The following is a 25325-nucleotide window of genomic DNA, read 5'->3' as shown; positions in this document are numbered from 1 at the left end:
CTTTCCCCACTATTTATCGGGTGAGCCGAGTTTGTGCCCGGATAATATTGGCACTGAAAATTTTTCCGGGTCACATTTGTAAAGTTATATTGGTTGCCGGCAGTAAAATAATCCCTTGCCCTGAAATTCCCATTAAATATTTATAGTCTCAGTTTCTGTTCAGACTCGCAGGAGATATGAATGTCTAAGCAAAATTTATTGCTGCTTGCTGAAAATATCTATTTTATGTTTCCGGTGTCAATTCTTCACTTTTTTGTATCTCAGCAACATTGACATGGCATGCTCGCTTTGACTTCCATGCTTAATGGGGTTAATTAGTGTAAATGTCAAGCTGTAGCGAGGTGTTCTATTTTTCTTGTGTTTATTGATATTTTACGGCTGGCATGTATAAATGATATAAAATAGCCTCTATTTATAATAATGTGTAATTATTTGTTTTGAATTTTATTAATTAACTTTTATAAGCATGTCATAAATTTAAGTTTTTTAGACATATTTTTATGTAGCCCTATGCAAGGCTTTGCTATTTTTGCAACAAGCTTTAAATCTATATGAAAAATCCGTTTTAACGGATAAACTGCTTGAATAATCTTTATTATAAATAAATTATTAACCTTAAGAAACAATAACTGCAATGAAAAAAACAATTCAAAAAGATGCTTTTTTCAAAAGGCATGAATGGTGGCGTAGCAGTAACCGCATGCTGCTGGTCTCAGGGTTGTCTGTTCTTATGCTTAGTGGAGCCGTTGTATCTCCGCCTATGGCAAATGCCGGTAATTCTGTCATTGAGCAGACCAAAAACTCGGTTAACAAGAAAAAAATTAGCGGAACAGTGATTGATGAGACGGGCATGCCGATGATCGGAGTGACGGTTCGTGTGCAAGGTACGTCGTCTGGCTATGCTACTGATCTTGAAGGCCGCTTTACACTTGACGTGCCGGAGAATGCCACTCTCGTTTTCTCTTATATAGGTTATGAAGACTACATGTTGAAAGTTGATTCGCGCAATGCCTACACCGTGAAGATGCAGACCGAGAACGAGGCACTCGATGAAGTGGTGGTGATAGGTTACCAGACCATCAAGCGCAGAGACCTCACAGGTTCTGTAGCTTCAGTAACAGGCGACGCCATCGCTTCTATGCCGGTTTCTAACATTGCACAGGCCATGCAGGGCAAACTGCCGGGCGTAAATATTACTTCACAGGACGGACGTCCTGATGCTTCGGTGTCTATTCGTGTGCGTGGTGGCGGTTCTATATCTCAAAGCAACGATCCGCTTATTCTTGTAGACGGTATTACAGTAAAGTCGCTCGACGACATTCCGTCAGATCAGGTTGAGAGCATTGACGTGTTGAAGGATGCCTCTTCTACCGCCATCTATGGTGCGCGCGGAGCTAACGGCGTTATCCTTGTGACTACAAAAGGCGCAAAGGAGGGCAAGGTGTCTGTGTCTTACAACGGATATGTAAAGTTTAATACTCCTACAAAATATCTTGAAACGCTTAATCCTTACGACTATCTGTCGTTCGTATGGGCAAATGCTGCCGCAAGCGGTGATGCATACAGAGTTCCGTTCGAGAAACTTTATGGCATAGGCGAATATGCCGGAAACAATGCCGGAGGAATAGAGAGCTATCGCAATATCTCTCATTATGACATACAGAAAGACGTATATAACAGCTCGTTCTCTCACAACCATGACCTTACGCTGACTGGAGGAACAGACAAAACCAAAGTGCTGTTCTCTGCAAGCTATATGGATGAGGAAGGAATGAAGATAAACTCTTTCGCACGCCGTGCAAGTTTCTCATTTAAGGTAAATCAGAAACTTGGTAAGAACGTAGACATCAATCTCGATGCAAGATATTCGGATAAGCGTACCATGGGAGACGAGAAGACCACTAACGGTTCTGGCTCGCTTCTGTCATCATCTTACCGCTTCCGTCCTATCGCCACAGGCAATATCCTTGGTGACCTGAACGCCTTGCGCGAGGGCAACATGGAGATGTATGGCCGAAACTCACAGTGGGATACTTACAGCCCTGTTGCACGCATCGGCGACTATGAGCCTCTGTATATAAAGCAGCGTCTTCGCGGAACATTGTCTCTTAACTGGCGTATCATAGAAGGTCTTACTTATCACACAGACCTTTCTTATAATAAGAAATGGGAAGAAGACAAAATATGGGGTGGTGCAATATACAACAACTACCTGAACGATGCTACCGGCGAGAAACTTTATGCCGGTAATGTGGAATGGAGAAAAGGCAGCAGCTGGGGACTCCGTTGGACAAACACTATGAGCTACGATTTCAAGTTCTTGCCGCAGGAACATAAACTTAACATCCTGCTCGGTCATGAGGTTACTGATTCAGGAGGCGATGAAATAGAAATCGACGCAAGCCACTTCCCGTCAAACTTCAGCAAGGACAATGCTTTTGCCATGATAAACCAATATGACAAGGCTGCCGGAACAAGCAAGTTCTTCTCAAGTGTAGAAGTGCCTGAGCGCATCCTGTCTTTCTTCGGCCGTGCAAACTATACGCTTTTGGACCGTTATCTGTTCACGCTGACATTCCGTGCTGATGGTTCTTCTAAGTTCTCTCCCGATCACCGTTGGGGCTACTTCCCGGCAGCAGCTATCGGCTGGCGTCTGTCAGAAGAGCCTTTCATGAGAGGCACACGCGAGTGGCTCGACAATCTTAAGCTGCGTTTCTCTTATGGTAGTGTTGGTAACGACGGCATCAACTCTGATTTGTGGCTGCAGACATGGACTTCAGAAACTGACCTGAGATGGCAGTATAATCTTGGAAAGAAATATTTCTCTTCTTATGACCTGTCGTCTACTGAGATGGCCAACAAAGACCTGAAGTGGGAAACAACGATAACACGCAACATCGGTATCGACTTCGGTTTCTTCAACAGCCGTCTGTGGGGTTCTCTCGATCTGTACTGGAATACGACAAAAGACCTCCTTATGCTGACATCACTGCCAGGAATAACAGGATTTACGGCTACATACGACAACATAGGTCAGACCAGCAACAAGGGTATAGAATTGTCTCTCTCAGGAGTTGTCTATAAGGATAAAGACTGGAACATCACTGCCGGTATGAACATCAACTTCAACAAGGGCAATGTCGACAAACTTGCTGAGAACGTAACAGGACTTTACAGTTCGCAGTGGTGCGGAAGCAGCACATTCCCTGGCAACGATTATATCCTGCAGGAAGGCAGTCCGGTTGGTCTTGTCAGAGGCTACATCTATGAAGGCTTCTACAAACCCGAAGACTTCAACTATGTCAACGGTCTGTATGTTCTTAAAGAAGGCGTTGCCGACCTCGGCTCGTTTATCAACCCTGTACACGGCATCGACCGTCCGGCAGGACAGAACGCTTATCCAGGTCTGCCTAAATACCGCGACATAGACAACAGCGGCGTTATTGATGAGGCCGACGTAGTTGTAATCGGCGACATGAATCCTGTTCATACTGGTGGTTTCAACATCAACGCCACATATAAGAATTTCGACTTTGGAATGTACTTCAATTGGAGTTACGGAAACGACATATACAACGTAAACAAAGTGGCTTCAATGTACTGTGCAAAAGAAGGCGGTGCTTATGAGAACAAGCTCTCGTTCGTAAACGGATGCTATAAAATATATGATATCGTAGACGGACAGCTGGTACATCTTACAACTCCCGAGCAGCTTAATGCTGCCAACGCAAACTCAACTTTGCCTCTGTGCTACAGCGAAAACGGAACTACATCAACGCTTGCTATCGAAGATGGTTCCTATCTGCGCCTCAACACTCTGACCTTAGGCTATTCTCTTCCGCAGAATCTGTTGCGCAAGGTTGGCATCAGCAAGCTCCGCTTCTATGGAACAGTCTATAATCTGTTCACCCTCACCGGCTATTCAGGCCTTGACCCGGAGGTGAGCGCAGACACAGCTCATAATAACGCAAAATATCCTACTACGGGACTTGACTGGGGAACATATCCTCGTGCACGCTCGTTTGTAGTTGGTTTAAATCTTACATTCTGATAAAATAAAAAACAATAATCATGAAAAAAATAGCTATATATATATCAGCTTTGGCGCTGAGCCTTTCGTTTGTGCAGTGCAGTGATTATCTTGACACTTCATCGCCAGAGAATGCTGACGGCGGATTTGTGACATCTTCTACAACGGAGACATTTAAGGTATTGTCGTGGTGCTATGCCGAATATCGCCAGAATTGTATTATGGGAGCTTATCGCTGGAACGACCCGATAGGTTCTGACTCTGAGACATATCCCGAGAGCGGATCTCTCAACAACTCTAACGCAAGGCTTCAGCCGGAGCAGTTGAGCATAGGTGCCGGCAACAGCGGATTTAACGGTCTGTACACAATCATAGCCCGCACTTCAGAACTGCTCTCTCTTCTCGACACAAAGCAGGCATTTATAGATGCACGTGAGAAGGGGCAGGTAAACGACTGGACACATCTCTACGGTGAAGCTCTTACGATGAAGGCATTCTGCTATTTTGAACTTGTAAAGCATTATGGAGATGTGCCTTACGGATATGAGAATACAGCCGCCACTGATTATGAGCTTAATTCCCGTTTTGATATTTACGATAACGTGATAAGCATGCTAAAGGAGGCAGCTCCGCTGATGTATAAGCTGGGCGAAGGCAGCATAACAGCAGAGCGCTTCTCCCGCGGATTTGCTGAGGCTCTTTGCGGTATGGCAGCCCTTTATTCTGCAGGCTGGCAGACCGTGCGCACGGATGTTCCCGGACTCTATGGTGACGTTCAGCTCGAAACCAAGGGCAAGGAGGAGTATAAGAGTATTTATGCACGCCGCACCGATTATCTCGACTATTACAAAATTGCCGAGTATTATCTTGATGAAGCTGTAAAGAACCGTGGAACGGCAACTCTTGTAACTGTTGACGACCGTGGATATGCCAACAATCCGTTCCAGCGTCATTTTCAGTATGCTCACGACCTGCAGATAAGTCCTGAATCAATATTTGAGGTAGGCAACATTCAAGGCGGACAGAGCGGCCAGACCACTTCGAGCGAATATCCTTATGCTTTCGGCCGTCCGTCTAACGGCGGTTCTAACCAGGCAGCTCCGTGTAAGTCGTTTGCAGCTCTGCGAGTTATCCCAACATTCTATTACGGTGAGTTTGAAGAAGGCGACAAGCGCCGTGACGCAAGTGTTACTGTTACCGGCAGCAATGGCGACGGCAACGAGGCCATGTTGCGCTTCACTCCAGGAAACAAGCTCGACGGCGGTATCGCCATCAACAAGTGGGACGAAAACAGAATGAATCCTCCGTACACCACATCACAGCGTATGTCGGGCATCAACTGGCCTGTGCTCCGCTTGGCCGACCTGCTGCTTATGCAGGCTGAGGTTAAGGCAGAACTTGGCAAGGACGGTGAGGCCCTGGCTATTGTCAACGACATACGCCGCCGTGCGTTCGGCGACGACAGTCATGCCATATCTGCTTCGGGCGAGGCTCTCAAAGAGGTCATCATGCAGGAGCGCAAGCTCGAGCTGCTCGGCGAAGGCACACGCCGCTGGGACCTTATACGCTCAGGAAAATTTGTCGAGAGGGCTCTTGCCGTGCGTGCCGAAATGACTGAAATGGTGAACGACCTTCAGACAAAGGGATATCATGAGTTCAGCAACGGCAACGTTATATCAAACTATATCTGGGTGAAGAAGGTGCATCTGGATTCGCCTCTGACATACGATGCCGACAAGTCTAATCCTGCTTTGTATCCCGGATGGCGCGGACAGTTTGATTACAGAACAACCGACGTGGCCGACAAGGTGGTCGGCACAGACAACAACCTTGCTATAAAGGGACTCTTCGAATACATCGATCCGAACGGCGCTGAAGCCAAGGCACTCGAGGCCGACGGATATACGAAGACCGACTGGGGAGCAACAATTGTGAAGTATGCTGATCATTATTGCAACAGCAACCTTCTGCCCGGAGTGGCTGCCGGCAACGTTCCTCCACGTTACTATTGGCCTATGCCTTTCGAGGTGCTCAGCAAGTCGAAGGGTAAGATAACCAACGGTTATGGTCTTGCTCAGGAATAATATGAATAGTTGATGTGTTTTGTGGGCCGGCGGAGAGATTATGTCTGCCGGCCCTTTTCTTGGCTGACAACCGGTTTAAGCCAGGTATTTACGATCTTGGCTTTGCAAGGTTTATTTCTGATGAACTGTCAGGACATTTAAAATGCAATAGAATGATTATGAAAAAGAATATGATGGCTTGTGTGCTGCTTGCTCTTGCCGGCGTGCTTATGCCTGTCGGCAGCAGTGCGTCAGACGGCTTTGCCGACGAGAGCCGCAACACGGTAAGGATACTTGAGGGCGACAACTCTGACCCTTCGATAGTGAGATACGGCGATGCCTATTATCTCGTTCACTCCTCATTTGTGTACACTCCCGGACTTGTGGTATATAAATCGTACGACCTGGTCAACTGGACTTACTGTTCGACGGCACTCAACCATTTTGCCGGAGATGTGTGGGCACCCGACATCGTTGTGCACAACGAGCGGTTCTATATCTACTTTCCGACGCTGAGCAGCCATGGAAAGACAAGTATGGTTACATGGGCTGACAGTCCTGAAGGACCATGGAGCGAGCCTGTTGACCTGAATGTGGGCGGTATTGACCCGGAGCATGTTGTTGACGGCGACGGCAGGCGATGGCTGCTTATGAGTTCGGGCGACATGTATCCGCTGACGGCCGACGGATGTAAGATAAGCGGAAAGCCTGTCAGCGTGTATAAGGGCTGGCCTATACCAGAAGACTGGGATATAGAAAGTTTCTCGATGGAGGGACTCAACGTAAAAAAGGTGGGCGACTATTACTATATGTTTGCCGCAGAAGGCGGCACGGCAGGACCGCCTACCAGCCACATGGTTGTGGAGGCACGCAGCAAAAGCGTGTTTGGTCCATGGGAGAATGCACCGTTTAACCCGTTGCTGCGCACGCAGTCGAGAGATGAGCGATGGTGGAGCAAGGGGCATGGTTCTGTCGTAGACACGCCCGACGGCAGGCTCTTCATGATATTCCATGCCTACGAGAACGGATTTCAGACGCTCGGGCGTCAGACCCTGCTGCGCGAACTGGAGCTGAAGGACGGGTGGCTGAGGCTGAAGGACGGCGACATATCCTTGCCTTCGCCTGCTGTGAAAAAGGTGTGGGGCATTGGCGACTTTGTATGGCAGACATGCCGTGAGAACGACATAAGAGAACGCTTTGACATAAAGCCAGGCAAGATTGTCGTGAAGTCTAAGGGCAAGTCGCCGGCAGAAGGCTCACCGCTATTGGCCCGCACAAGTGCCCATAAATATGAGATAGAGGCATGCCTGACGCTGAAGGGCGATGGGGCATCGGCCGGATTGGTGGCTTATTATGACGAACGCTTCCATTTTGGCTACGGATTTAGCCGTGACGGACTGCTGCGCTATCGCCGCGGACAAGTAAGCAGGGCTGTCTCCAAGTGTAGCGAGGCATGCCGGACCGGACGGCTATGGCTGCGCATGCGCAGCGACCATGACGTGCTCTCTGCATGGTATAGCGCCGACGGCAAGACGTGGCATAAGTTTCCGTGGGGATTTGAGGTGTCAGGCGTGCATCATAATACGGTTTACGGATTTCTGTCTCTTCGCCCGGGACTGTATGCCGGTGGCGACGGAGAGGTTGAGGTTACTGACTTTAAACTAATCGTGACTGACTGAAAGGCGTGTGTTTTTAATGATTTTAATTACTGAATAATATCTTTTTTATGAAGCGTTTTTGTTTAATCTTATTGTTGATTGCAGCCGTAGCATGCTCTGTGTCGGCCGCTGCAGTTGAGCGCTGGGGCAGATTTGAACTGGCGATGAAGGCCAAGACATCTGCCAATCCATTTGACGTGGAGCTTACGGCAACATTCAGCGGACCTGACACAACGATGACCGTGAGCGGATTTTATGCCGGTAACGGTGTGTTCAAGGTGCGCTTTATGCCGAAGACTGTCGGCAAGTGGACTTATGTAACGCATAGCAGTCTGGAGGCTCTCGACTCTCAGCAGGGCAGCTTCGAGTGTGTAAGTCCTTCTGCCGGCAATCATGGTCCTGTCGTGGTGGACGGCCGGTATGCTTTTAAGTATGCCGACGGCACCCGCTATTACCCCATCGGCACCACGGCATACGACTGGATGCATGTGTCTGCCGATATGCAGAAGCTCACCGTGAAGTCGCTCAGCGAGGCTCGGTTCAACAAAATAAGGATGCTGCTCTTTGTGCAGAATTTTGATCCAGGCTATCCCGAGCCCGAACTTTTCCCCTTTGAGATAAAGAGCATAAAGAAGGACAAGTCTGGTAGGCCCATATATGAGTGGGACTACACACGCTTTAATCCTGCTTATTTTGACAATGTGGAGAAGTGTATCGACATGCTTGCTGAAATAGGTGTTGAGGCCGACCTGATATTGTTTCATCCTTACGACGACGGCCGCTGGAATTTCGACCGTATGCCGCAGGATGTCAATCTTCGCTATCTTCGCTATGTGGCTGCACGTGTCAGCTCTTTCCGCAATGTATGGTGGTCGCTGGCCAATGAGTATGATTTCTTCAGGCACTGGCAGCCGGAGGTGTGGGACGAGCTTACGCGCGAGATAGTGAAGCACGACCCTTATTCGCATCTCTGCTCTATACACAGCCACACGGCAAAATACTATAAGTATTGGGAACCGGAGTACACCCATGCCAGCGTGCAGGATCAGGCACCGGTGGAGGGCTTCGGCCGTGCTGCCACGGTAAGGAATATATATAAGAAGCCCGTGATATTCGATGAGGTGTGCTATGAGGGCAATATGGACAACCGCTGGGGCAGCCTGAGCGGGCAGGAGATGCTCTACCGCATGTGGCAGGGCACTGTGGCCGGCACTTATGTTGGTCATGGCGAGTGCTATATGGACAGTCCTACTGACTATTCGCGCGACTTCCTTGCCATTGGCGGAACGTTCCAGGGCGAGGCATGGAAGCGTATAGGTTTTATGCGCGACATCCTTGACGCCATGCCTAATCCGCTGATGCTGAGCGACAGCAGCTGGGACCCTTACACTTCCACGGCCGGCGAAAACTATTACATAATATATCTCGGCAAGGAGATTAAGCCTCGCTGGACTTTCGAACTGCCTGTTAAGAACGGTGTGTATCCGCGTCTTAAGGAGGGCGTAAGAATGAAGGTTGAGATTATTGACACATGGAATATGACCGTAACCGAATGTCCGCAGGTGTTTGAAACAACTGCTCCCGTTGGCGACCGTGTCTACGACAAGAAACACGGCAGCGTGCGTCTTCCCGATGCTCCGTATCTTATGCTGCGCATAACGGCTGCAGAATAGTGCCGGTTGCGTGATTTGCTGTTGGTGTACAGTATATATCTTGTGTCAGTAGAATTGTTATAACCAAAACCTGCTATTATGATTCGGTCTGTATTTTTGCTTTATATTGAGTGGATTTTTGTTAGCTTTTTTCGTAGGCATAGCGGGCTATGTCAAGAAAATGCTAACAAAAAGACGCCAATAGAAACAAAAAGACGGGCTGAAAGCATGAATGCACAAAATAGATAAGGCTATGTGCGGTCTAATGACAGATTTGGGTTTAATAAAAACTCATCACTCGTCACATTCGTGCGTATGTGGCTGATTTTCAGAAGAATACCGCGTGATGAGTTGCAGTCTGAACTCATCACGCGCAGGAATCGGTCATGAGGGCGTGACGAGTTGGCAAATCAACTCATCACAGTGTAATTGCCTGATATTCAGCTTTCTACATCGTGATGTGACGAGTGATGAGTTTCTGTAAAAAACTTTTTAGTTGTGTGTTTTGTAAAAGGCGGCATATTATAGCGTAAAAGACCGCCTTTTGCATCTCAATATGTGGTCTTTCGGCGTGCAGAATGATGCCTTTTGCATCATGTTACATTTACTTCGAAGATTTGTTTTTTACATGTTGGCGCGCCGTGCAGCTGTTGGTGCATATCCGTGGCGGCGTTGTCTAATATCTGGCAGCTCTTCTCCAAAAGAAATGATAGAGCCTGAAGACGGGCTCCCATAGGCTCTCGCCGGGGAAGATGAGCATGAAGCGTGCGTCGCGCACAAGTCTCTGTATGTTCTTTTTCAGTTGACTTCCGCGGTATTTATCTATGCGCTTGTCGTAGAAGCCGAAGTTGCCCGAGAGCATAATCTCGTTGAGCAGAAATCTGCCGAGCCGCTCGTCGGCCTTGACTATGAGATATTTGTCGTCGAGACAGAACACCTTCTGCATCACGTACATCACCGCCGTGGCCATCTTATAAAGTCCGCAGCGCTTCAGCGTGCGTGTGTCAGCCTGCTGTTCGGCTGCCGTGAATCCCTGGCGCAGCACGTAGTAATAGTCTAAGAGCTGCTTTAGACCTATGCCCTCATGAAAAAAGTGGTTTGAGATGTGTGCCATCTGATATATGCGGTTGAATGCTGCAGTGGGCACGGCTATGCTACCGGCTCCGTCGGGCAGCTGCACAATGTTTGCAAACTGCTTGCCGGCGTTCTTGCTGAAATAGTCCTGCAGTCTGGCGTTGCTTATCAGATTGTTCATAAACTGAGGGCGGTAGTGCAGTTCAACGGTGGTTCCGCCATAGTCGGGAAAGTCAGTGTGGTGATAGCATCGCTTGCATCCCGGAGCCATATAGCCTACGGTCTTCATCACCTTCTTGTATCCTCCCTCTGCCCATATGTCTATGTCGCCCGGCGTGCGCATGTGCGGGTCGGGGTAGAGCAGGGCGTTTCCCTGTCCTTTAAGCAGGCACGTGCGGAGTCCTTTGCGCCTGAATGTTTCAGAAACTTTAGCTGCGTTGACGTTTACCTTTGTGTTGAGTTTGGCTATCTGGCGGCTTAGGGCAAACCATCTCATGGTCATCTCCTTTTCGGGCAGACATTCTTTTGGCAGGCGGTTAATGCCATGGAAGATAACGCCTTGAAGGTTTTGTTCCTTGGCCATGCGGAACAGTATCGGCCAGTCGGCGGCAGTTATGCCTTCGGGAGCCGGCTGTGATTCGTCAATAGAAAACCGCAGAAGCTGAAAAAACTTTGATGTCATTGTGCTGCAATAAACGGGTTATTTGCATTTAGCGTACAGATCCTTCAGCGCTCCGCGTGCAACTCCGCTTCTTACGAGCTGGTCGAGCAGGGCTTTTGCCTCTCTCTTCCTGTCCATACTGATGAGCACTTCTGCCTTTGAAATGATGTAGTCTTGGTTGTCGGGCTCGCGTTTCAGCGCCTCGTTGTAGTCATACAGTGCCGTTTCGTATGAGCGCATCTCTTTCTCGAGTTCTGCTCTTGCGGCATAGACGATGCTGCTGTCTGGGAACATTTCAACAAGATTGTTGAACTCGTCCATGGCCTGTGCGTTGCGCTTCAGCTGTATGTATGTGTATGCCAGTCCGAGTCGTGCCTGCATGTTGCGTGGTGACATTCTCAGAAAGTCCTCATAGTCGTTTCTTGCCAGTTCATACCTGCGCATGTTGTTGTTGGCGTAAGCTCTGAAGTAAAGTGCCGAAAGGTTCACCGTATCCTTTTTCAGAATAGCGTTGCATGTCTCGGCTGCGTCTTCCCATTCAAGCAGCTGAAGGTTGACGGCAGCTTTCTGCAGCAACAGGTCCGTAGAATCGGGATGAAGATAAAGCTGGCTGTTTATTACAGATAAAGAATCACGCCATTGCTTTTGCGTCTGCGCCTTTAGGGCGGTGACGCCAAGCAATAGCGTGAGTATGCAGATAATTTTAATTTTCAATTTACTTATCTATGTTTATTGTTCTGACTGTCTTGCCGAAAATCAGTCTTCGTCTTTGTTCTCGGCGTCGATGGCCTTAATCTTTTCGCGTACAAGGTTCATGTCGTCCTTAAGCTTCTGAACCTTTCTGTTCATTTCGTCGATGAGGCTGTTGCCCTTCTTGCTCGAAGCGTTAAGGAATCCGAGGTTGTTCTCGTAGGTCTGAACTTCCTGCTTGATTGCCTCATAGCGGCGCATCAGGCGTGCGCGTTCGTTGTCGAGAGCGTCAGCGCCCTTCTCTGCAACGTTCTTCAGGTTGTTCTTGAACTTGTCGAGACGGCGGCGTGCTGTTGATATGTTAAGCTCTTTGTAAAGCTTGTCCAATATGTCGTGATACTCTTTGTAGAGCTTGTCTTTCTCCTTAAACGGAACGTGGCCTACAGCGTTGTATTCGTCGATAAGCTCGCGCACTTTGTCCTGTATGTTGTCTCCGGCATTCTCAGCCAGTGCTTTCAGCTGTTCTATTATGCCGCGTTTCTTCTCGAGGTTGGTGCGCTCTTCGTTGCGTGTGCCGGCGTTGGCGCTGTTGCGTGCCTCAAAGAAGTGGTTGCATGCAGTGAGGAACTCGTTCCATAGCTTGTCGCCAAGTTTCTTAGGCACCATTCCTATGGTCTTCCATTCCTTCTGCAGGGCTATCAGCTTGTCGCTTGTCGACTTACATTCGGTGCTGTCCTGCAGAGCCTTTGCCTGCTCGATGAGTGCTCTCTTCTTGTCGGCATTCTCAGCAAACTGCTGTTTCATGTTCTTGAAGAATTCAGCTTTCTTGCTGAAGAAGTCGTCGCAGGCAGCGCGGAAACGCTCAAAGATCTTTACGTTCATCTTCTGCGGAGCGAAGCCTATGGTCTTCCATTCAGCCTGTATGGCGATAATGTCCTTGGTCTTCTTCTCCCATTCGCCTGCGGTCTTTATTTCTTCCTTGGCTATTTCTTCAATTTTCTCGCACAGCGCGGTCTTCTTTGTGAGGTTGTCTTCCTCTTTTGCGCGCAGCGATTCGAAGTGCTGCTGATGGCGCTTGTTAATTATAGTAGATGCTGCCTTGAAGCGTGCCCACACTTCCTCGCGCAGTTCTTTTGCAACAGGGCCGGTCTCACGGAACTCCTGATGCAGTTTCTGCAGCTGGTGGAATGCGCTTATCACGTCTTCCTCTGTGCCGAGCTTTTCGGCAGCCTCGCATATCTTTGTCTTTATTTCAAGATTCTTCTTGAAGTCGTATTCGCGTGCCTCGCTGTTTAGTTTCAGCAGGTCGTAATACTGCTCAACGTAGAGCTGATAGTTGCGCCACAGCTCGTTCGCCTTTTCTGCCGGCACGAGCTTGATCTCTTTCCACTCCTGCTGCAGCTTCTTGAAGTCCTGATATGATTTGTTGGCTTCTTCGGGCGAAGTAACCATAGCTTTGATCTTCTCGATGATGTCGAGCTTTTTCTTCAGGTTTTCCTGCTTTTCTTTTTCCTGCTCAAGGAACAGTTTGGCGCGTTTTTCCTTTATTACGCCCATCTCAGCCTTAAACACCTCTTCGTCTTCGTCAGGAAGCACTTTGTAGTTTGCCGGGTCGCCGCCTCCCTCAAGATATGCTTTCATGTCAGCTTCTCTTTCGGCAAAGTGAAGTTTGTAAAAGATTGTTTTGAGGTAATCTATTTCGCCTTTCTGAGGATGCTCGTCGCTGTGTGCGATTTCTTTCACCCTTTCTATTATTTCGCTTTTGCTTTTATATACTTTTTTCAGTGCGGCAGCTTCAGAACTTTCTGAGACAAATTCTCCTGTTTCGGTGGTGTCGGTTGTCACTTCTGCGTTGTTTTCATTGGCAGCGCAGTTTTCTTGCATGTTGTTATCGGTTAGTTCAACATTCATTTTCTCAGTGTTCTCTTGGCTGAGTGTCTTTTCTTGAGAGTCCATCATATAACTTTTTATTCGTTCATGAATTGATTTTCAGGTAAAACCTTAGGTGTGCAAACTTAATTAAAAATATTGTAAATACCTAATAAATTTGGAAAAAAACGTTTTTCTTGGGTTAAATGAGCCTTTTGTGGCGGAAAATCCACCATGATATGCCTGAAATGAGCACGGATACTATTATGGCTATCACGAAGCCGTATTTCCATTGTTCCATGCCGTTTATGAGGTTCATTCCGAGCAGGCTGGCTATGAGCGTGGGGAACATCAGGATAATCGACACTGAGGTGAGCGTACGTATCACGGTGTTCATGTTGTTGTTGATGATACTCGAATATGTGTCCATGGTAGATTCGAGAATGTCAGAGTATATGTTTGTGGTTTCGCGCGCCTGGCTCATCTCGATGTTTACGTCCTCAATCAGGTCGGCGTCGAGTTCGTCCACCTGCAGCTTGAACTTCAGCTTTGCCAGAAGGTTCTCGTTGCCGCGGATGGATGTGATGAAGTAGGTCAGCGAGTCTTGCAGTCTTGACAGGCCTATGAGCGACTCGTTGTTCACTTCCTTGTCAAGGTTGCGCTTTGATTTTTCAATCAGGCTGTTTATCTGCTTCAGCCGTTTCAGATACCATACGGCCGAAGAGAGGAACAGGCGGAAAATCATGTCGACGTAGTCGGTGAAGCCCTCGCCGCGCTTCTGCTGATAGCTCACGAAGTCTATCATCATGTTTGTTTCGTGAAAGCACACCGTGATGGTTACGTCGCGCTTGTGTATTATGCCGAGCGGCACGGTGGTGTAGGGCGTTCTCGATCTGATTTCCTTTACAAAAGGTATACGCAGGATTATGAGCATCCAGCCGTCATCGTATTCATAACGGGCACGCTCATCATTATCGCTGATGTCAGAAAGGAAATAATCGGGAATCTTAAATTCATTTTCAAGAAGACGCTGGTCTTCTTCCGTCGGGCATGTCACTTGTATCCAGCAGTTAGGCTCCCACTCGCCAATCTGCCTAAGGCCTTTGGTTGTGTTCCAATATGTTCTCATTTGCTAATCCTCCGAAACGGTTATGACTGCACGGCGGTCAGCATCAATGAGCAAACCTCCGCGCTTACAAGTTCATATTTTCCGCGTAATAATCGTCCATGAATAAATTAAAATTTCTGTTTTGCGGTGCAAAGATACTGCAAGTTGGGCTAATCTCAAAATAAAAATGAATGAAATGAATTTTAATTTTGTATTTAAATTGTGTTACAATGGCTTGTTGCGTTTCTTTGTTCGGTTTTTGTCGTGTTAGTTGTGCTTATGTAAATTAAACCAAGGCTCTATAGCCTTTTTGTCGGCGTATAGAGCCTTGAAGCCCCAATCGGTCATTCCGCAGCATGTGTCTTAATCCTATTAGCAGTCTGATGCTTTCTCTGTCTTGTTCTTTTATATTGTCGTCATGCCGTCTGATGTTTTGTTTATTTGGCCGTCATTTCAGCTAAAATTCAGACTATAATAGGCTCAATAGATAACATTGATTCTGCCGAATACTGATGACCAATTGTGGCTGAGCTGCCATTTTGTGTTGACTGTATGTGTAGTGCCGGTCTATTCGGGCAATATCGAGACGGATATCGGCGCATAGTCGGATGGCGAGAAGCGGTTCAGTTGCTTCGATGCGGTGTACGTGCCGCGGAAGTTGGTCAGTCCGCCAAAGTTATACAACACTCCGTCTACACATTCTGTTTCGCCTGTCCAGCTGAATGTGCCGAGCATCTTCAGCGGTTGCGGGTTGCTGCTGCCTGTCTCGTAGCGCACTACTGAACCGTTGCTCAAGGCATAGATATAGCCGCCGGCAACGCCGATGAAACTGAAGTCGGAGGCGAGCGAGTCGGCTGGGGCACAGCGTTGCGCCGTCAGTTTGTTGCCGTCTATCATGTATGCCGTGTGCCGGCTGTCGTCCAGCAGCCATGTGCTGCCCCTGCCGTCAGATGTGGCGCGTGTGCTTTCGCCGAATGTCGTGCCGTGTGCTGTTTTGCCGTCTGCCGTGGCTGTTATGTTGCCGTTGCTGTCTTTGTCAAGTCTGTATGCGCAGATGTGGGTGTCGGTTACGGCATAGATAATGTTGTTGTTAATGCTGGCGGCTTTTACTTCTCCGTTGTGCGTGGCGGCAAGGTTCCATTTTCCTGATGCGAGATAATATATTCCGCCGTCGCCTATGATTACGGGTGTGCCGTTCCAGCATGCGCCCTGACCGCTGACGGGCATGTCGGCGTATGTTTTTTCGGCGCCTGTCGCTGTGTCGTATGAGCGCAGTTCATTGGTTGTCACGGTCTGTTCATATCCCAGGTTGGTCTTTTCCACTATACCTCCGCCTATGTATATAGTGGTGCCGTCGGTGAAGTGGGTGGTGGCAGAGCCGCTGTTGCCCAGCTCGCCAAGTTCTTTTTTGTAGACGATGTTCTGCTTTACGCGCAGTGTATTTACAGATGCCTCGCCTGCAATAGAGAATTTGCCTTTGGCCTCGCCGTCGGCATTCAGGATGACATAAGGGCATGCCTCATATTCCTGACCTTTCTTTATATACACGATAGGTTCCTTTTCGGGATAGGTGGCGTCGGGATCAGTGAAGCTGAAACTGCTGCCGCTCACTATCCCCAGCTGTTGCATGCTGCTTTCAGACGAGCGTCCGTTGTATATCTTTACATACACTTTGCCGTCGCGGTAGCAGGCAGATGTCAGCACCACTCCCGTAGTCTCGCTCTCTGCTGCCGGCTGTTTCACCACAATCTGCATTGAGTCTGCCGCGGCGCGTGTGCCGGCCGCGTTGCTCAGGCGTATGTAGCCAATGCGCTCTTGTCGGGTGATGTTGCGTGCAGCTATAATCTTTACGCTCTCGCCGCCTTTGCCACCCATCTGCGACAACTGCAGCCAGTCGGCCGACGATTCTGCCTCCCAGGGCTGTGCCGTGGGTATGGTTACGTCGGCCTGTTGGCCTTCTGCCGACAGGCTGACAATGCCGTTGTCGGGAATAATTGGGTCGGGATCAGGGCCGGGCGACAGTTCTTCGTCGCTGCTGCATGATAATGTCAGTGGAAGAGTGCATGCCATGATGCACCATAGTGATAGTTGATAAAAGTTTTTCATTGCTTTATATTTTTTATTAACGATTGCATGTTGCGAAAATATAAAGTCTTTGTGTCCTGCATTTCACGGCTTTCCGTGATTTTTTATTTACAGGTGCAATAGGTGTTGTGACTCTTTTTATATCTTGTGGCACATCAGTTTATGGCGTGTTGTCGTCGTTGCAGGTTGATGTATGCCGTATAAATTTTAGACGTTGTGTATCGTCTTGAAAATCAGTTGGTTATGAGTATGCTTGCAAAAGGTGTCCTTTTGTCTTCCGAAAGACAGCTTTTTAGCCTCTGAAAGATGCCCTTTTGCAGTGCGTTTTGTGGCCTTTTGCAAATCGGCTGTGTGCATCGTCATTAATTTGTCGTGCAGGCATGATTTTCCGCTTCTTGTCATGTGGCGTGTTTATGGCGTTCTTATGCCAGGTGCTGCAACAGAAAAGGCGGAAGGTTCGGGGCTCATTTTGCCCTTTGCCTTCCGCCTTCAGCATGTATTAGGTTTGTGTAATTTTTATCGTTTCAGCTAAAATTATTTAGCCGGAATCTCTTCGAGAGTCTTTACGAGCAGATCCCAGAACTTGGTTGTTGACGGCCAGTGGGCACGCTCTGTCGGAGTGTGGGGCGACAGCAGTGTCGGACCGAACGAGCAGATGTCGAGACCCGGATATTTAGACAGGATGATGCTGCACTCCAGTCCGGCATGAACCACCTGAACTGTCGGCTCCTCGTTGAACAGGTTCTTGTAGATGTTGCGCATAACCTTGATCAGTTCGCTGTCGGTGTTGGGGTCCCATCCGCCGTAAGCGCCGCTGAACTCAACCTTCATTCCGGCCATGTTGAAGCAGCTCTCGAGCGATGTTGACAGATCCTCTTTCATTGTCTCGCTTGAGCTGCGGGCAAGAATCTTAATGGCAGCCTTGCCGCCGTCGATGTCAACTATTGCAAGGTTAGATGATGTCTCTACAATTTCGGGCATTGTGGGGATATAGCGCCATACGCCGTTGTGTGCTGCGTAGATGGCGTCAACCAGGTTGTCCTGAATTTCCTGCGGCACGATCATTTCGGGCAGTGCTACGTCCTCGGCTACAACCTCGATGTCGCTCTCTATGCCTTTGTATTCGTTGTTGAATGTCTCCTTATATTCGGCAACGATAGCCTTCAGGTCTTCAACGTTCTCTTTCGGCAGAGTGAGCACTACTTCAGCCTCGCGCGGAATGGCATTGCGCATGTTTCCGCCGTGCCAGCTTGCCAGGCAAGCCTCGTCTTCTGCTATAGCCTCGCGTACTATTCTTACCATCATCTTGTTGGCATTGCCGCGGCCTTCGCATATTTCCAGACCAGAGTGTCCTCCCTTCAGGCCCTTTATTGTTATTTTAACGGCTGCGTCTGTCTTGTCGCTTTCAGCCTCCTGATAGTCGAGAGTGGCTGTAATGTCAACGCCGCCTGCGCTTCCTATGATGAGCTCGCCTTCCTGTTCGGTGTCGAGGTTGAGCAGAATCTCGCCCTCAAGTTCGCCTCCGGGCAGTCCGTTTGCTCCGTACATGCCTGTTTCCTCGTCGGCTGTTATCAGTGCCTCGATAGGTCCGTGCTTCAGGTCTTTAGCCTCCATGACAGCCATGATGGCAGCCACGCCCAGACCGTCGTCGGCTCCGAGAGTTGTGCCTTTAGCCCTTACCCATTCGCCGTCGATGTAAGTTTGTATCGGGTCAGTCTCAAAGTTATGAGTACTTGTCTTTTCTTTTTGTGGAACCATGTCCATGTGTGCCTGCAGAATCACCGTCTTGCGGTTTTCCATGCCGGGTGTGGCGGGCTTACGCATAACGATGTTGCCAGCCTCGTCTTTAAATGCTTCAACGCCTGTGTTTTTTGCGAAGTCGAGCAAGAACTGCTGAACTTTCTCCAGATGTCCTGACGGACGTGGAACCTGTGTCAGTGCATCAAAGTTTCTCCAGATGCACTCCGGTTTGAGATTTTTAATTTCGCTCATAGTCATTATAGATTAAATTGTTATCAGGTCAGTCCCTCCGCGCCGTATGCCGGCACTTCGGTATGTCCATATTTATTGTTATATGTTTGCCGAAATCTGTGTTTCCGCCGTATGTGCGGCGTGTCTCTTCTTGGTGAATGCCAGCGCTGCCCATCCGTATATGCCGAGCAGTATGACCAACATGGTCTGCACCGTGTGTACTATCAGCACAAAGTAGAGGGCGTTAGTGTCGCTCACGCCGTATAGGATGAGCATGGTCTTCACGGCAAAATGCCACGGACCGGCTCCGTTAGGCGTTGGGACAATCACTGCAATGCTGCCCACCACAAACGTAACGAGGGCGCACTGGAAGCCCAGCGACGACGTGAAGTCGAAGCAGAAGAACGTCAGGTAGTAATGCAGAAAATAGCTTACCCATATCCCAAGAGTGTAAAATATGAACAGGGGAACGTTCTTTACGCTTTTCAGCGATATCACTCCCTGCCATATTCCGCCCATGGTAGCTTTCACCTTATTATATATTGAGAGCTTTTTTAGCAGTATGTGGATCAAGAAAATTGCGGCTATGGCGCATGCTGCGGTTACGATATAGCCTGTGGTTGAGAACCGGTTGATGATAGAATCCATGCTTGTGCCGGTCTTTGAGAAGAATGTCGTGAACACTCTCATCTGCATCAGCAGTGTCAGCATGGTGACAAACAGCATGAGCAGCGTGTCGATGGCTCTTTCGGTAACAACGGTTCCGAGAGCTTTCGGAAACGACACTCCGTCGTATCTCTTGAGCACTCCGCAGCGTGTGAACTCTCCGATGCGGGGTATTACGAGGCTTGCTGCATAAGAAAGGAATATCGAGTTGACCGACGTTGAACTTCTGGGATATTCGCCGACAGGCTCAAGCGTCTGTCGCCATCTCCATCCGCGGAACATCTGGGCAAGTATGCCGAACGGGAACGACAGCAGCATCCATGTCCAGCTCATCTCGTTGATGAGTATGTTCTCGATGCTTCTGAAGTCGAAGTCGCGGTACATCCAATAGAGTATCGCCCCGCCGAACAGCAGCGGAAATGCTATTTTGAGTATGTTGTTTACTGTTTTTCTTGTATTCACGCTTGCCAAATGTTTTCTTTCCAGACCGTGCAGAGCCTTGCTTAAGCCTTGTGGCTTGCTGTCGACCCATGCCTCATTCGGTCTGCCGCATGCATTATTGTCTATGCAAACTTACAATTTTTTTTTCAAAATACGCGTCTTGACACTAAAGAATTATATTTTCTTTAGAGCTTTTTTGCCGTTGTGTGCGGTATGTGTGTACGCTTGTTGCCGTAAGGTGTATGGTTTATTGTCCTGAAGCACACTTTTTTATGTGAAACGGAGGCTTAGTCTTGGACGCAGGTGTTCAGCTGAAATACATGGTCGTTCATCACAAATCAGTCGCCGAAGTCTGTCGTCCGGCTCCTTCTGTTTCCGTATCTTTTCTTGAGATATGCCGCAATGGTCCTGTCGTTATGCTCGTCCGCGCTGGTCCATATTCGACTAAGGCTATTGTAGCGGCATGGCAGCTTGCCGTATCATGAGTTTGTTTTGCTTGATGATTTTGTGCAGTTCCCGGTGGCAACGGTATTGCAGCGGCTGTCATATTGGCCTTCATGGTGGAGGGTGTGCAGATGTATGCCTTTTGTAAAGATAACAGGAAAATGCATGGACGGAAAGTTTCTATGTTTTGTTTGGTCTTGTCTGGTGATGATATCTTTTGCCCGGTACATGCCATAAACTTGGCAGACATATCGCAGACATGCAGATAAATTGTTGCAGGAAAACGCCTTTGTAACGATATTTTATTATCATTTTAATATGTAATACAGCGGCAATGTTGGATAATAGTTATATTTTTGCAAAATAAATTAATATAAGTGTTATTGCTGTTGCAGCGCCGGCCGTATGCCGTATTTGCCGCAGTGCCGGCCATGATGCATGCAACAGGGACATGAAAACGGACAAACAATAATCAAAGAAGTAGGAGTTATGGCCAAGAACAAAAAGGAGAAACGTTATGTTGAGCGTGATGTAAGCTGGATGTATTTTAACCATCGCATACTTCAGGAGGCTCAGAAGGAAAACATACCATTGCTTGAAAGACTCTCATTTTTGGGTATTTATTCTAACAACCTCGACGAGTTTTTCCGTGTACGTATGGCTTCGCTCAGCCGTCTGCTTGAGTCTGACAATAAGGAAGTGCGCAGACAGCACGACACGATACGCAAGACCATGGCGAAGATAAACAAGCTCAACTCTGCCTACAGCCAGGAGTACACCTCGGCTATAGACCATGTGTTCGACTGCCTGGAGAAGCATAACATAAGAATGCTTGACGAAACGCAGCTGAACGATGAGCAGAAAAGATTTCTGACAAACTTCTTTCACGAGCGCCTTAACGGCTACACAAACCCTATATGGTATTCGGAGATAGGCGAGATAGGGCAGCTTGAGGACAACCGTATTTATCTTCTTGTCAGAAAGACCGACATAACGAGCGGTTCGTCGCGCCCGAAGAGCAGTCTGGCCATAATAAAGGTGCCCGACAGGGAGAACGGACGCTTTATCAAGTTGCCGTCGTCAGACGGCTTCGATAATATAATGTATCTCGACGATGTAGTTAGATACTGCCTTCCGCTGATATTCATCGGCTTCAAGCCGGCCGTATTTGAGTCGTATTCGTTTAAGTTTACAAAGGACGCCGAGATGGAGATGGACAACGACTCCGACTACGGCGTGCTTGAGAAAATTGCCAAGGGCGTGAGCAGCCGCAGGCACGGCGAGCCCGTGAGACTTATCTACGACAAGAGCATGCCCAAGGAGATGAAGAAGAAACTGATGAGCAAACTCAACGTGAGCAAGCTCGATGTGTCTTTGGGCAGCAGCCGTTATCAGAACCACAAGGACTTGATGGGATTCCCCGACTGCGGCCACGACGAACTGAAATATCCGAAATGGGCTCACGTGATGAAGCCAGAATTCCTTGCTCAGGAGAGCATTCTTGACCAGATACGCCGCAAGGATCTCTTCATCCATGTGCCGTATCACTCGTTCGACGGGTATATCCGCCTGCTGCGTGAGGCTGCGCTAAAGCCGGAGGTTAAGACGATAAAGACCACATTGTACCGACTGGCTAAAGACTCAAAGGTGGTTAAGGCACTGATATGCGCCGCACGCAACGGCAAGAAGGTTACGGCCGTGGTTGAGCTTCTTGCCCGTTTCGACGAGGAGAGCAACATACGCTGGAGCAAGCGCATGCAGGAGGAAGGCATAAACGTGATATATGGCGTGGAGGGACTTAAGGTTCACTCTAAGCTGCTCTATATAGAGTCGACCAAAGGCAGCATTGCCTGTGTCGGTACGGGCAACTTCCATGAAGGTAACGCCAAGGTGTACACCGACTATCTGATGATGACGGCGCGCAAGAGTATCGTGGCTGAGGTTAAGAAGGTGTTCGACTTTATCGACCGTCCGTTCTCGCAGTTCAGGTTCAGAGAGCTTATGGTGTCGCCAAACTCGATGAAGACAAGGATAATAAGTCTTATCGACAAGGAGATAAAGAATGCGCGCTCGGGCTGCGAGGCATGGATAAAGATGAAGATAAACCATATAACCGAGCCGGACGTTGTAGAGAAACTTTATGCCGCGTCGAAGGCCGGCGTGAAGATAGACATCGTGCTCAGGGGCAACTGCTCGCTCGTAACAAGCCGTCAGGGACTTTGCGGCAACATGCATGCCGTTGGTATAATAGACCGCTATCTGGAGCATTCGCGCATACTGATATTCGGCAATGCCGGCAATCCGAAGTTCTTTATCGGCAGTGCCGACTGGATGCCGCGCAACCTGCTCAACCGCATCGAGGTGATGGCTCCGGTTTATGACGAGGACATGAAGAAAGACCTTATGCGCACGGTTGACTACGGACTGCGCGACACCACCAACGGACGCATCGTGGACGGCAGCGGAGCCAACGTGATACAGGAGGTTGAAGACGGCCGCCCGTTCCGCTCGCAGGAGGAGCTTTACAACGCATATATGGCTGAAGCCAGGGCTGCCGGTCAGGGCGAATGATTTCGGCCAGTTTCCAAAAGGTGGCATTTTGGCCTGTAAAAGGTGCCCTTTCGTCATGTAAAAGACGGCCTTTTGCAGCCTAAAACATGACCTTTTGTATTGCGGTTTGTAACGGTCTGTGTGTCAGTGTGTTATGCGATGCATAGCTTACTGTATGAAATGATGATTTGATAAACAGTTTTAAAATTAAAAACAGATATGAGATTAGCAGCTATTGATATAGGTTCTAACGGAGCGCGACTGCTCATAAAGAACTTCAGAACAACCGAAGACGGCACGCAGCAGATATCACGCGTGATGTATATGCGTGTGCCCCTGCGCCTGGGTTCAGACGTATTTACGCTCGGCAAGATTTCTAAGGAGCGTATGCTCATGATGAAGCACATGCTCAAGGCCTTCAAGCAGATAATGAAACTCAACCAGGTTGACGACTACAGGGCATGCGCCACATCGGCCATGCGTGACGCCGAGAACGGCAAGAAGGTGCTCAATAAGCTCCGCAAGTCAACAGGCATAGACATAGAGATTATCAACGGCAGGGAAGAGGCGCGACTGCTGTGCAACAACATCGTTGAGAACATCGGCAGCGCAAAGGGCAACTATGCCTATATCGACGTAGGCGGAGGCAGCACTGAGATTTCTCTGCTTCACGACGGTGCGCTCACTCACAGCCAGTCGTACAACATCGGTACGCTGAGAATGTTGGGTGGCATGGTGTCGAAGGAGACCGTCGAGAAGATGAAGGCCGACCTGAAAAGATTTGCCAAGGACATGCCCGACATAAGGATAATAGGTTCGGGCGGAAACATCAACAAGCTGTTCAAGCTTACACATGCAAAGCGCGAAAACAGATATGTTACGGTTGATGAGATAAAAGACCTTTACTCTAAGCTGAAGGTGCTAAGTGTAGAGGAGCGCATAGAGCAGTATGGGCTCAAGGTAGACCGTGCAGACGTTATCATTCCTGCAGCCGAGATATTCATCACGGCGGCCGAGGCTCTTGGCTGCGACTCAGTGCAGGTGCCTAACATAAGCCTTGCCGACAGCATTGTAGACGGATTTTACCGCGACAAGTATTCAGCCTGCGACATCAAGCCTGAGCAAAGCGACGCTGATGAGGCAGGCGATGATGAAGACTGATGCTTCTGTGCAGCATCGTTGATGCGGCTTGGCAGAAGGTATAGAAATATATTCAGCATGACATTTTGTCTTGTAGTTCAGACAAAATGTCATGCTTTTTTATGCTGGTACGTAAGTTGTAATATATCTTAGTGAGAGCCGACAACAAGATTTGAAGCTCATCACAGAACAGAAATAAAAAAACAATTAAAAATAGGAGAATATAATTATGATACCAGTTAATCGCAAGAATTCATGGTTACCCGACGTGTTTAACGATTTCTTTGACACAGACTTCATGCCTAAAGCCAATGCTACAGCTCCGGCAATAAACGTAAAAGAGAGCGAAATAGATTATGAGGTTGAGGTTGCTGCGCCGGGAATGACGAAGGAAGACTTCAATGTTCATCTTAACCAGGACGGCGATTTGTCAATAAAGATGGAGAGCAAGAAGAACAATGCTGAGGAGGAGAAAAAGGCTCACTATCTGCGTCGTGAATTTGCCTACAGCAAGTTTGAGCAGACACTGATACTGCCCGACGATGTTGACAAGGAGAAGATATCAGCCAAAGTAAGCGACGGCGTGCTTACGGTTGTGCTTCCTAAGATACGCAAAGAGGAAAAGAATGTTGTGCGCCAGATTGTTGTAGGATAACAGTTCGGCAGTCTGAAAGCAGACGGTAACTTTAATTGATAATATAAATTATACTTTGTTGGTAAGCCGTGGAACAGCGTTCCATGGCTTATCAACAAAGTTTTTTTTATCAGATGGTTGTTTGTGCCCGGTGTGGTCCTTGTCTTATGTCGGGCTGATTATAGTCTTTTACCTTATTTACGCCCACGCTATATCAGTTGAGGATATGGCGGCAATGCACCCGGCGTAAGGTGAATGGCGGGCTTGATGCTGATTACCTATTGATGTTAAAGTCTGAGACTATAGGGTAAGACAGGCTTTATTCGAACATTTCTTTCCATCGGCAGAACCTTTTCAGGCCTTCTTCGCCGTGTTTCGCAACGCTCTTTTCTGCCTGTTCGATGGTCTTTTCGCGGTCGAGCCGTGTTTTTGAGAAGAATTTGTCGGCATAGCATATCACCTGTTCTTCAAGCGTCTCGGGCAGCAGGTCGGTATGCGGCAGCGGAAGGTTGCGGCTTACAATCTCCTGAAGCGACAGCCCTGCGCCTGTATGCCGTTCGCATACGCGTGCATGGCGCGGCATTCCTTC

General features: G+C 48.5%; 14 protein-coding genes and 1 pseudogene. 7 read left to right on the top strand and 8 right to left on the bottom strand.

Features of this window, described 5'->3' with window-relative positions; translation table 11 throughout:
* The first annotated feature begins 760 nt into the window (after positions 1-760).
* From QVO66_RS08485 to QVO66_RS08470, 4 genes are all read left to right on the top strand, one after another.
* Entirely contained in the window at positions 761-4051 is a 3291-nt protein-coding gene (locus tag QVO66_RS08485) for a SusC/RagA family TonB-linked outer membrane protein (RefSeq protein WP_288172753.1), read from the top strand.
* A 20-nt stretch (positions 4052-4071) separates the two neighbouring features.
* On the top strand, positions 4072-6114 hold the full coding sequence (locus QVO66_RS08480; RefSeq protein WP_021855041.1) for a RagB/SusD family nutrient uptake outer membrane protein: 2043 nt from the start codon (positions 4072-4074) through the stop codon (positions 6112-6114).
* Between the two features lie 209 nt (positions 6115-6323).
* On the top strand, positions 6324-7772 hold the full coding sequence (locus QVO66_RS08475) for a family 43 glycosylhydrolase (RefSeq protein ID WP_369678047.1): 1449 nt from the start codon (positions 6324-6326) through the stop codon (positions 7770-7772).
* Positions 7773-7819: 47 nt separating this feature from the next.
* On the top strand, positions 7820-9424 hold the full coding sequence (locus tag QVO66_RS08470) for a DUF5060 domain-containing protein (protein ID WP_021855039.1): 1605 nt from the start codon (positions 7820-7822) through the stop codon (positions 9422-9424).
* Positions 9425-10079: 655 nt separating this feature from the next.
* On the opposite strand, the gene QVO66_RS08465 is transcribed toward QVO66_RS08470, so the two are convergent.
* The 7 genes from QVO66_RS08465 to QVO66_RS08435 all read right to left on the bottom strand — a co-directional run bounded on the left by QVO66_RS08465 (position 10080) and on the right by QVO66_RS08435 (position 19989).
* Positions 10080-11159: a nucleotidyltransferase domain-containing protein gene (locus tag QVO66_RS08465; RefSeq protein ID WP_021855038.1), complete on the bottom strand. Its 1080-nt coding sequence runs from the start codon at positions 11157-11159 to the stop codon at positions 10080-10082.
* An 18-nt stretch (positions 11160-11177) separates the two neighbouring features.
* Positions 11178-11852: a tetratricopeptide repeat protein gene (locus QVO66_RS08460; RefSeq protein WP_021855037.1), complete on the bottom strand. Its 675-nt coding sequence runs from the start codon at positions 11850-11852 to the stop codon at positions 11178-11180.
* Between the two features lie 42 nt (positions 11853-11894).
* Positions 11895-13739, bottom strand: coding sequence for a DUF349 domain-containing protein (locus tag QVO66_RS08455; RefSeq protein WP_441295430.1), 1845 nt, complete (start codon positions 13737-13739; stop codon positions 11895-11897).
* A 160-nt stretch (positions 13740-13899) separates the two neighbouring features.
* Positions 13900-14826 (bottom strand): magnesium transporter CorA family protein, encoded by a 927-nt coding sequence (locus QVO66_RS08450; protein WP_021855035.1) that lies wholly within the window; start codon positions 14824-14826, stop codon positions 13900-13902.
* A gap of 546 nt (positions 14827-15372) precedes the next feature.
* Positions 15373-16911 carry a BACON domain-containing protein gene (locus tag QVO66_RS08445; RefSeq protein WP_021855034.1) on the bottom strand — a complete coding sequence of 513 codons (1539 nt, stop codon included), beginning with the start codon at positions 16909-16911 and terminating at the stop codon, positions 15373-15375.
* Between the two features lie 513 nt (positions 16912-17424).
* Positions 17425-18882, bottom strand: a complete 1458-nt coding sequence (locus tag QVO66_RS08440) for an aminoacyl-histidine dipeptidase (protein WP_053398978.1) — start codon at positions 18880-18882, stop codon at positions 17425-17427.
* A gap of 78 nt (positions 18883-18960) precedes the next feature.
* Positions 18961-19989 (bottom strand): lysylphosphatidylglycerol synthase transmembrane domain-containing protein, encoded by a 1029-nt coding sequence (locus QVO66_RS08435; RefSeq protein WP_021855031.1) that lies wholly within the window; start codon positions 19987-19989, stop codon positions 18961-18963.
* Positions 19990-20901: 912 nt separating this feature from the next.
* Here QVO66_RS08435 and QVO66_RS08430 point away from each other — a divergent pair.
* The 3 genes from QVO66_RS08430 (at position 20902) to QVO66_RS08420 (ending at position 24757) form a co-directional block, all read left to right on the top strand.
* Complete coding sequence (locus tag QVO66_RS08430; protein WP_021855030.1) at positions 20902-22983, top strand: RNA degradosome polyphosphate kinase; 2082 nt, start codon at positions 20902-20904, stop codon at positions 22981-22983.
* Between the two features lie 198 nt (positions 22984-23181).
* Entirely contained in the window at positions 23182-24123 is a 942-nt protein-coding gene (locus QVO66_RS08425) for a Ppx/GppA phosphatase family protein (RefSeq protein WP_021855029.1), read from the top strand.
* Between the two features lie 208 nt (positions 24124-24331).
* Positions 24332-24757, top strand: coding sequence for an Hsp20/alpha crystallin family protein (locus QVO66_RS08420; RefSeq protein WP_021855028.1), 426 nt, complete (start codon positions 24332-24334; stop codon positions 24755-24757).
* A 298-nt stretch (positions 24758-25055) separates the two neighbouring features.
* Here QVO66_RS08420 and QVO66_RS08415 read toward each other — a convergent pair.
* A pseudogene (locus QVO66_RS08415) lies at positions 25056-25325 on the bottom strand (phosphohydrolase); the annotation flags it as partial.

This window comes from Prevotella sp. CAG:255 (assembly GCF_000431195.1).
GTDB lineage: Bacteria > Bacteroidota > Bacteroidia > Bacteroidales > Bacteroidaceae > Prevotella > Prevotella rara.
This window is presented reverse-complemented; position numbering and strand designations above follow the sequence as displayed.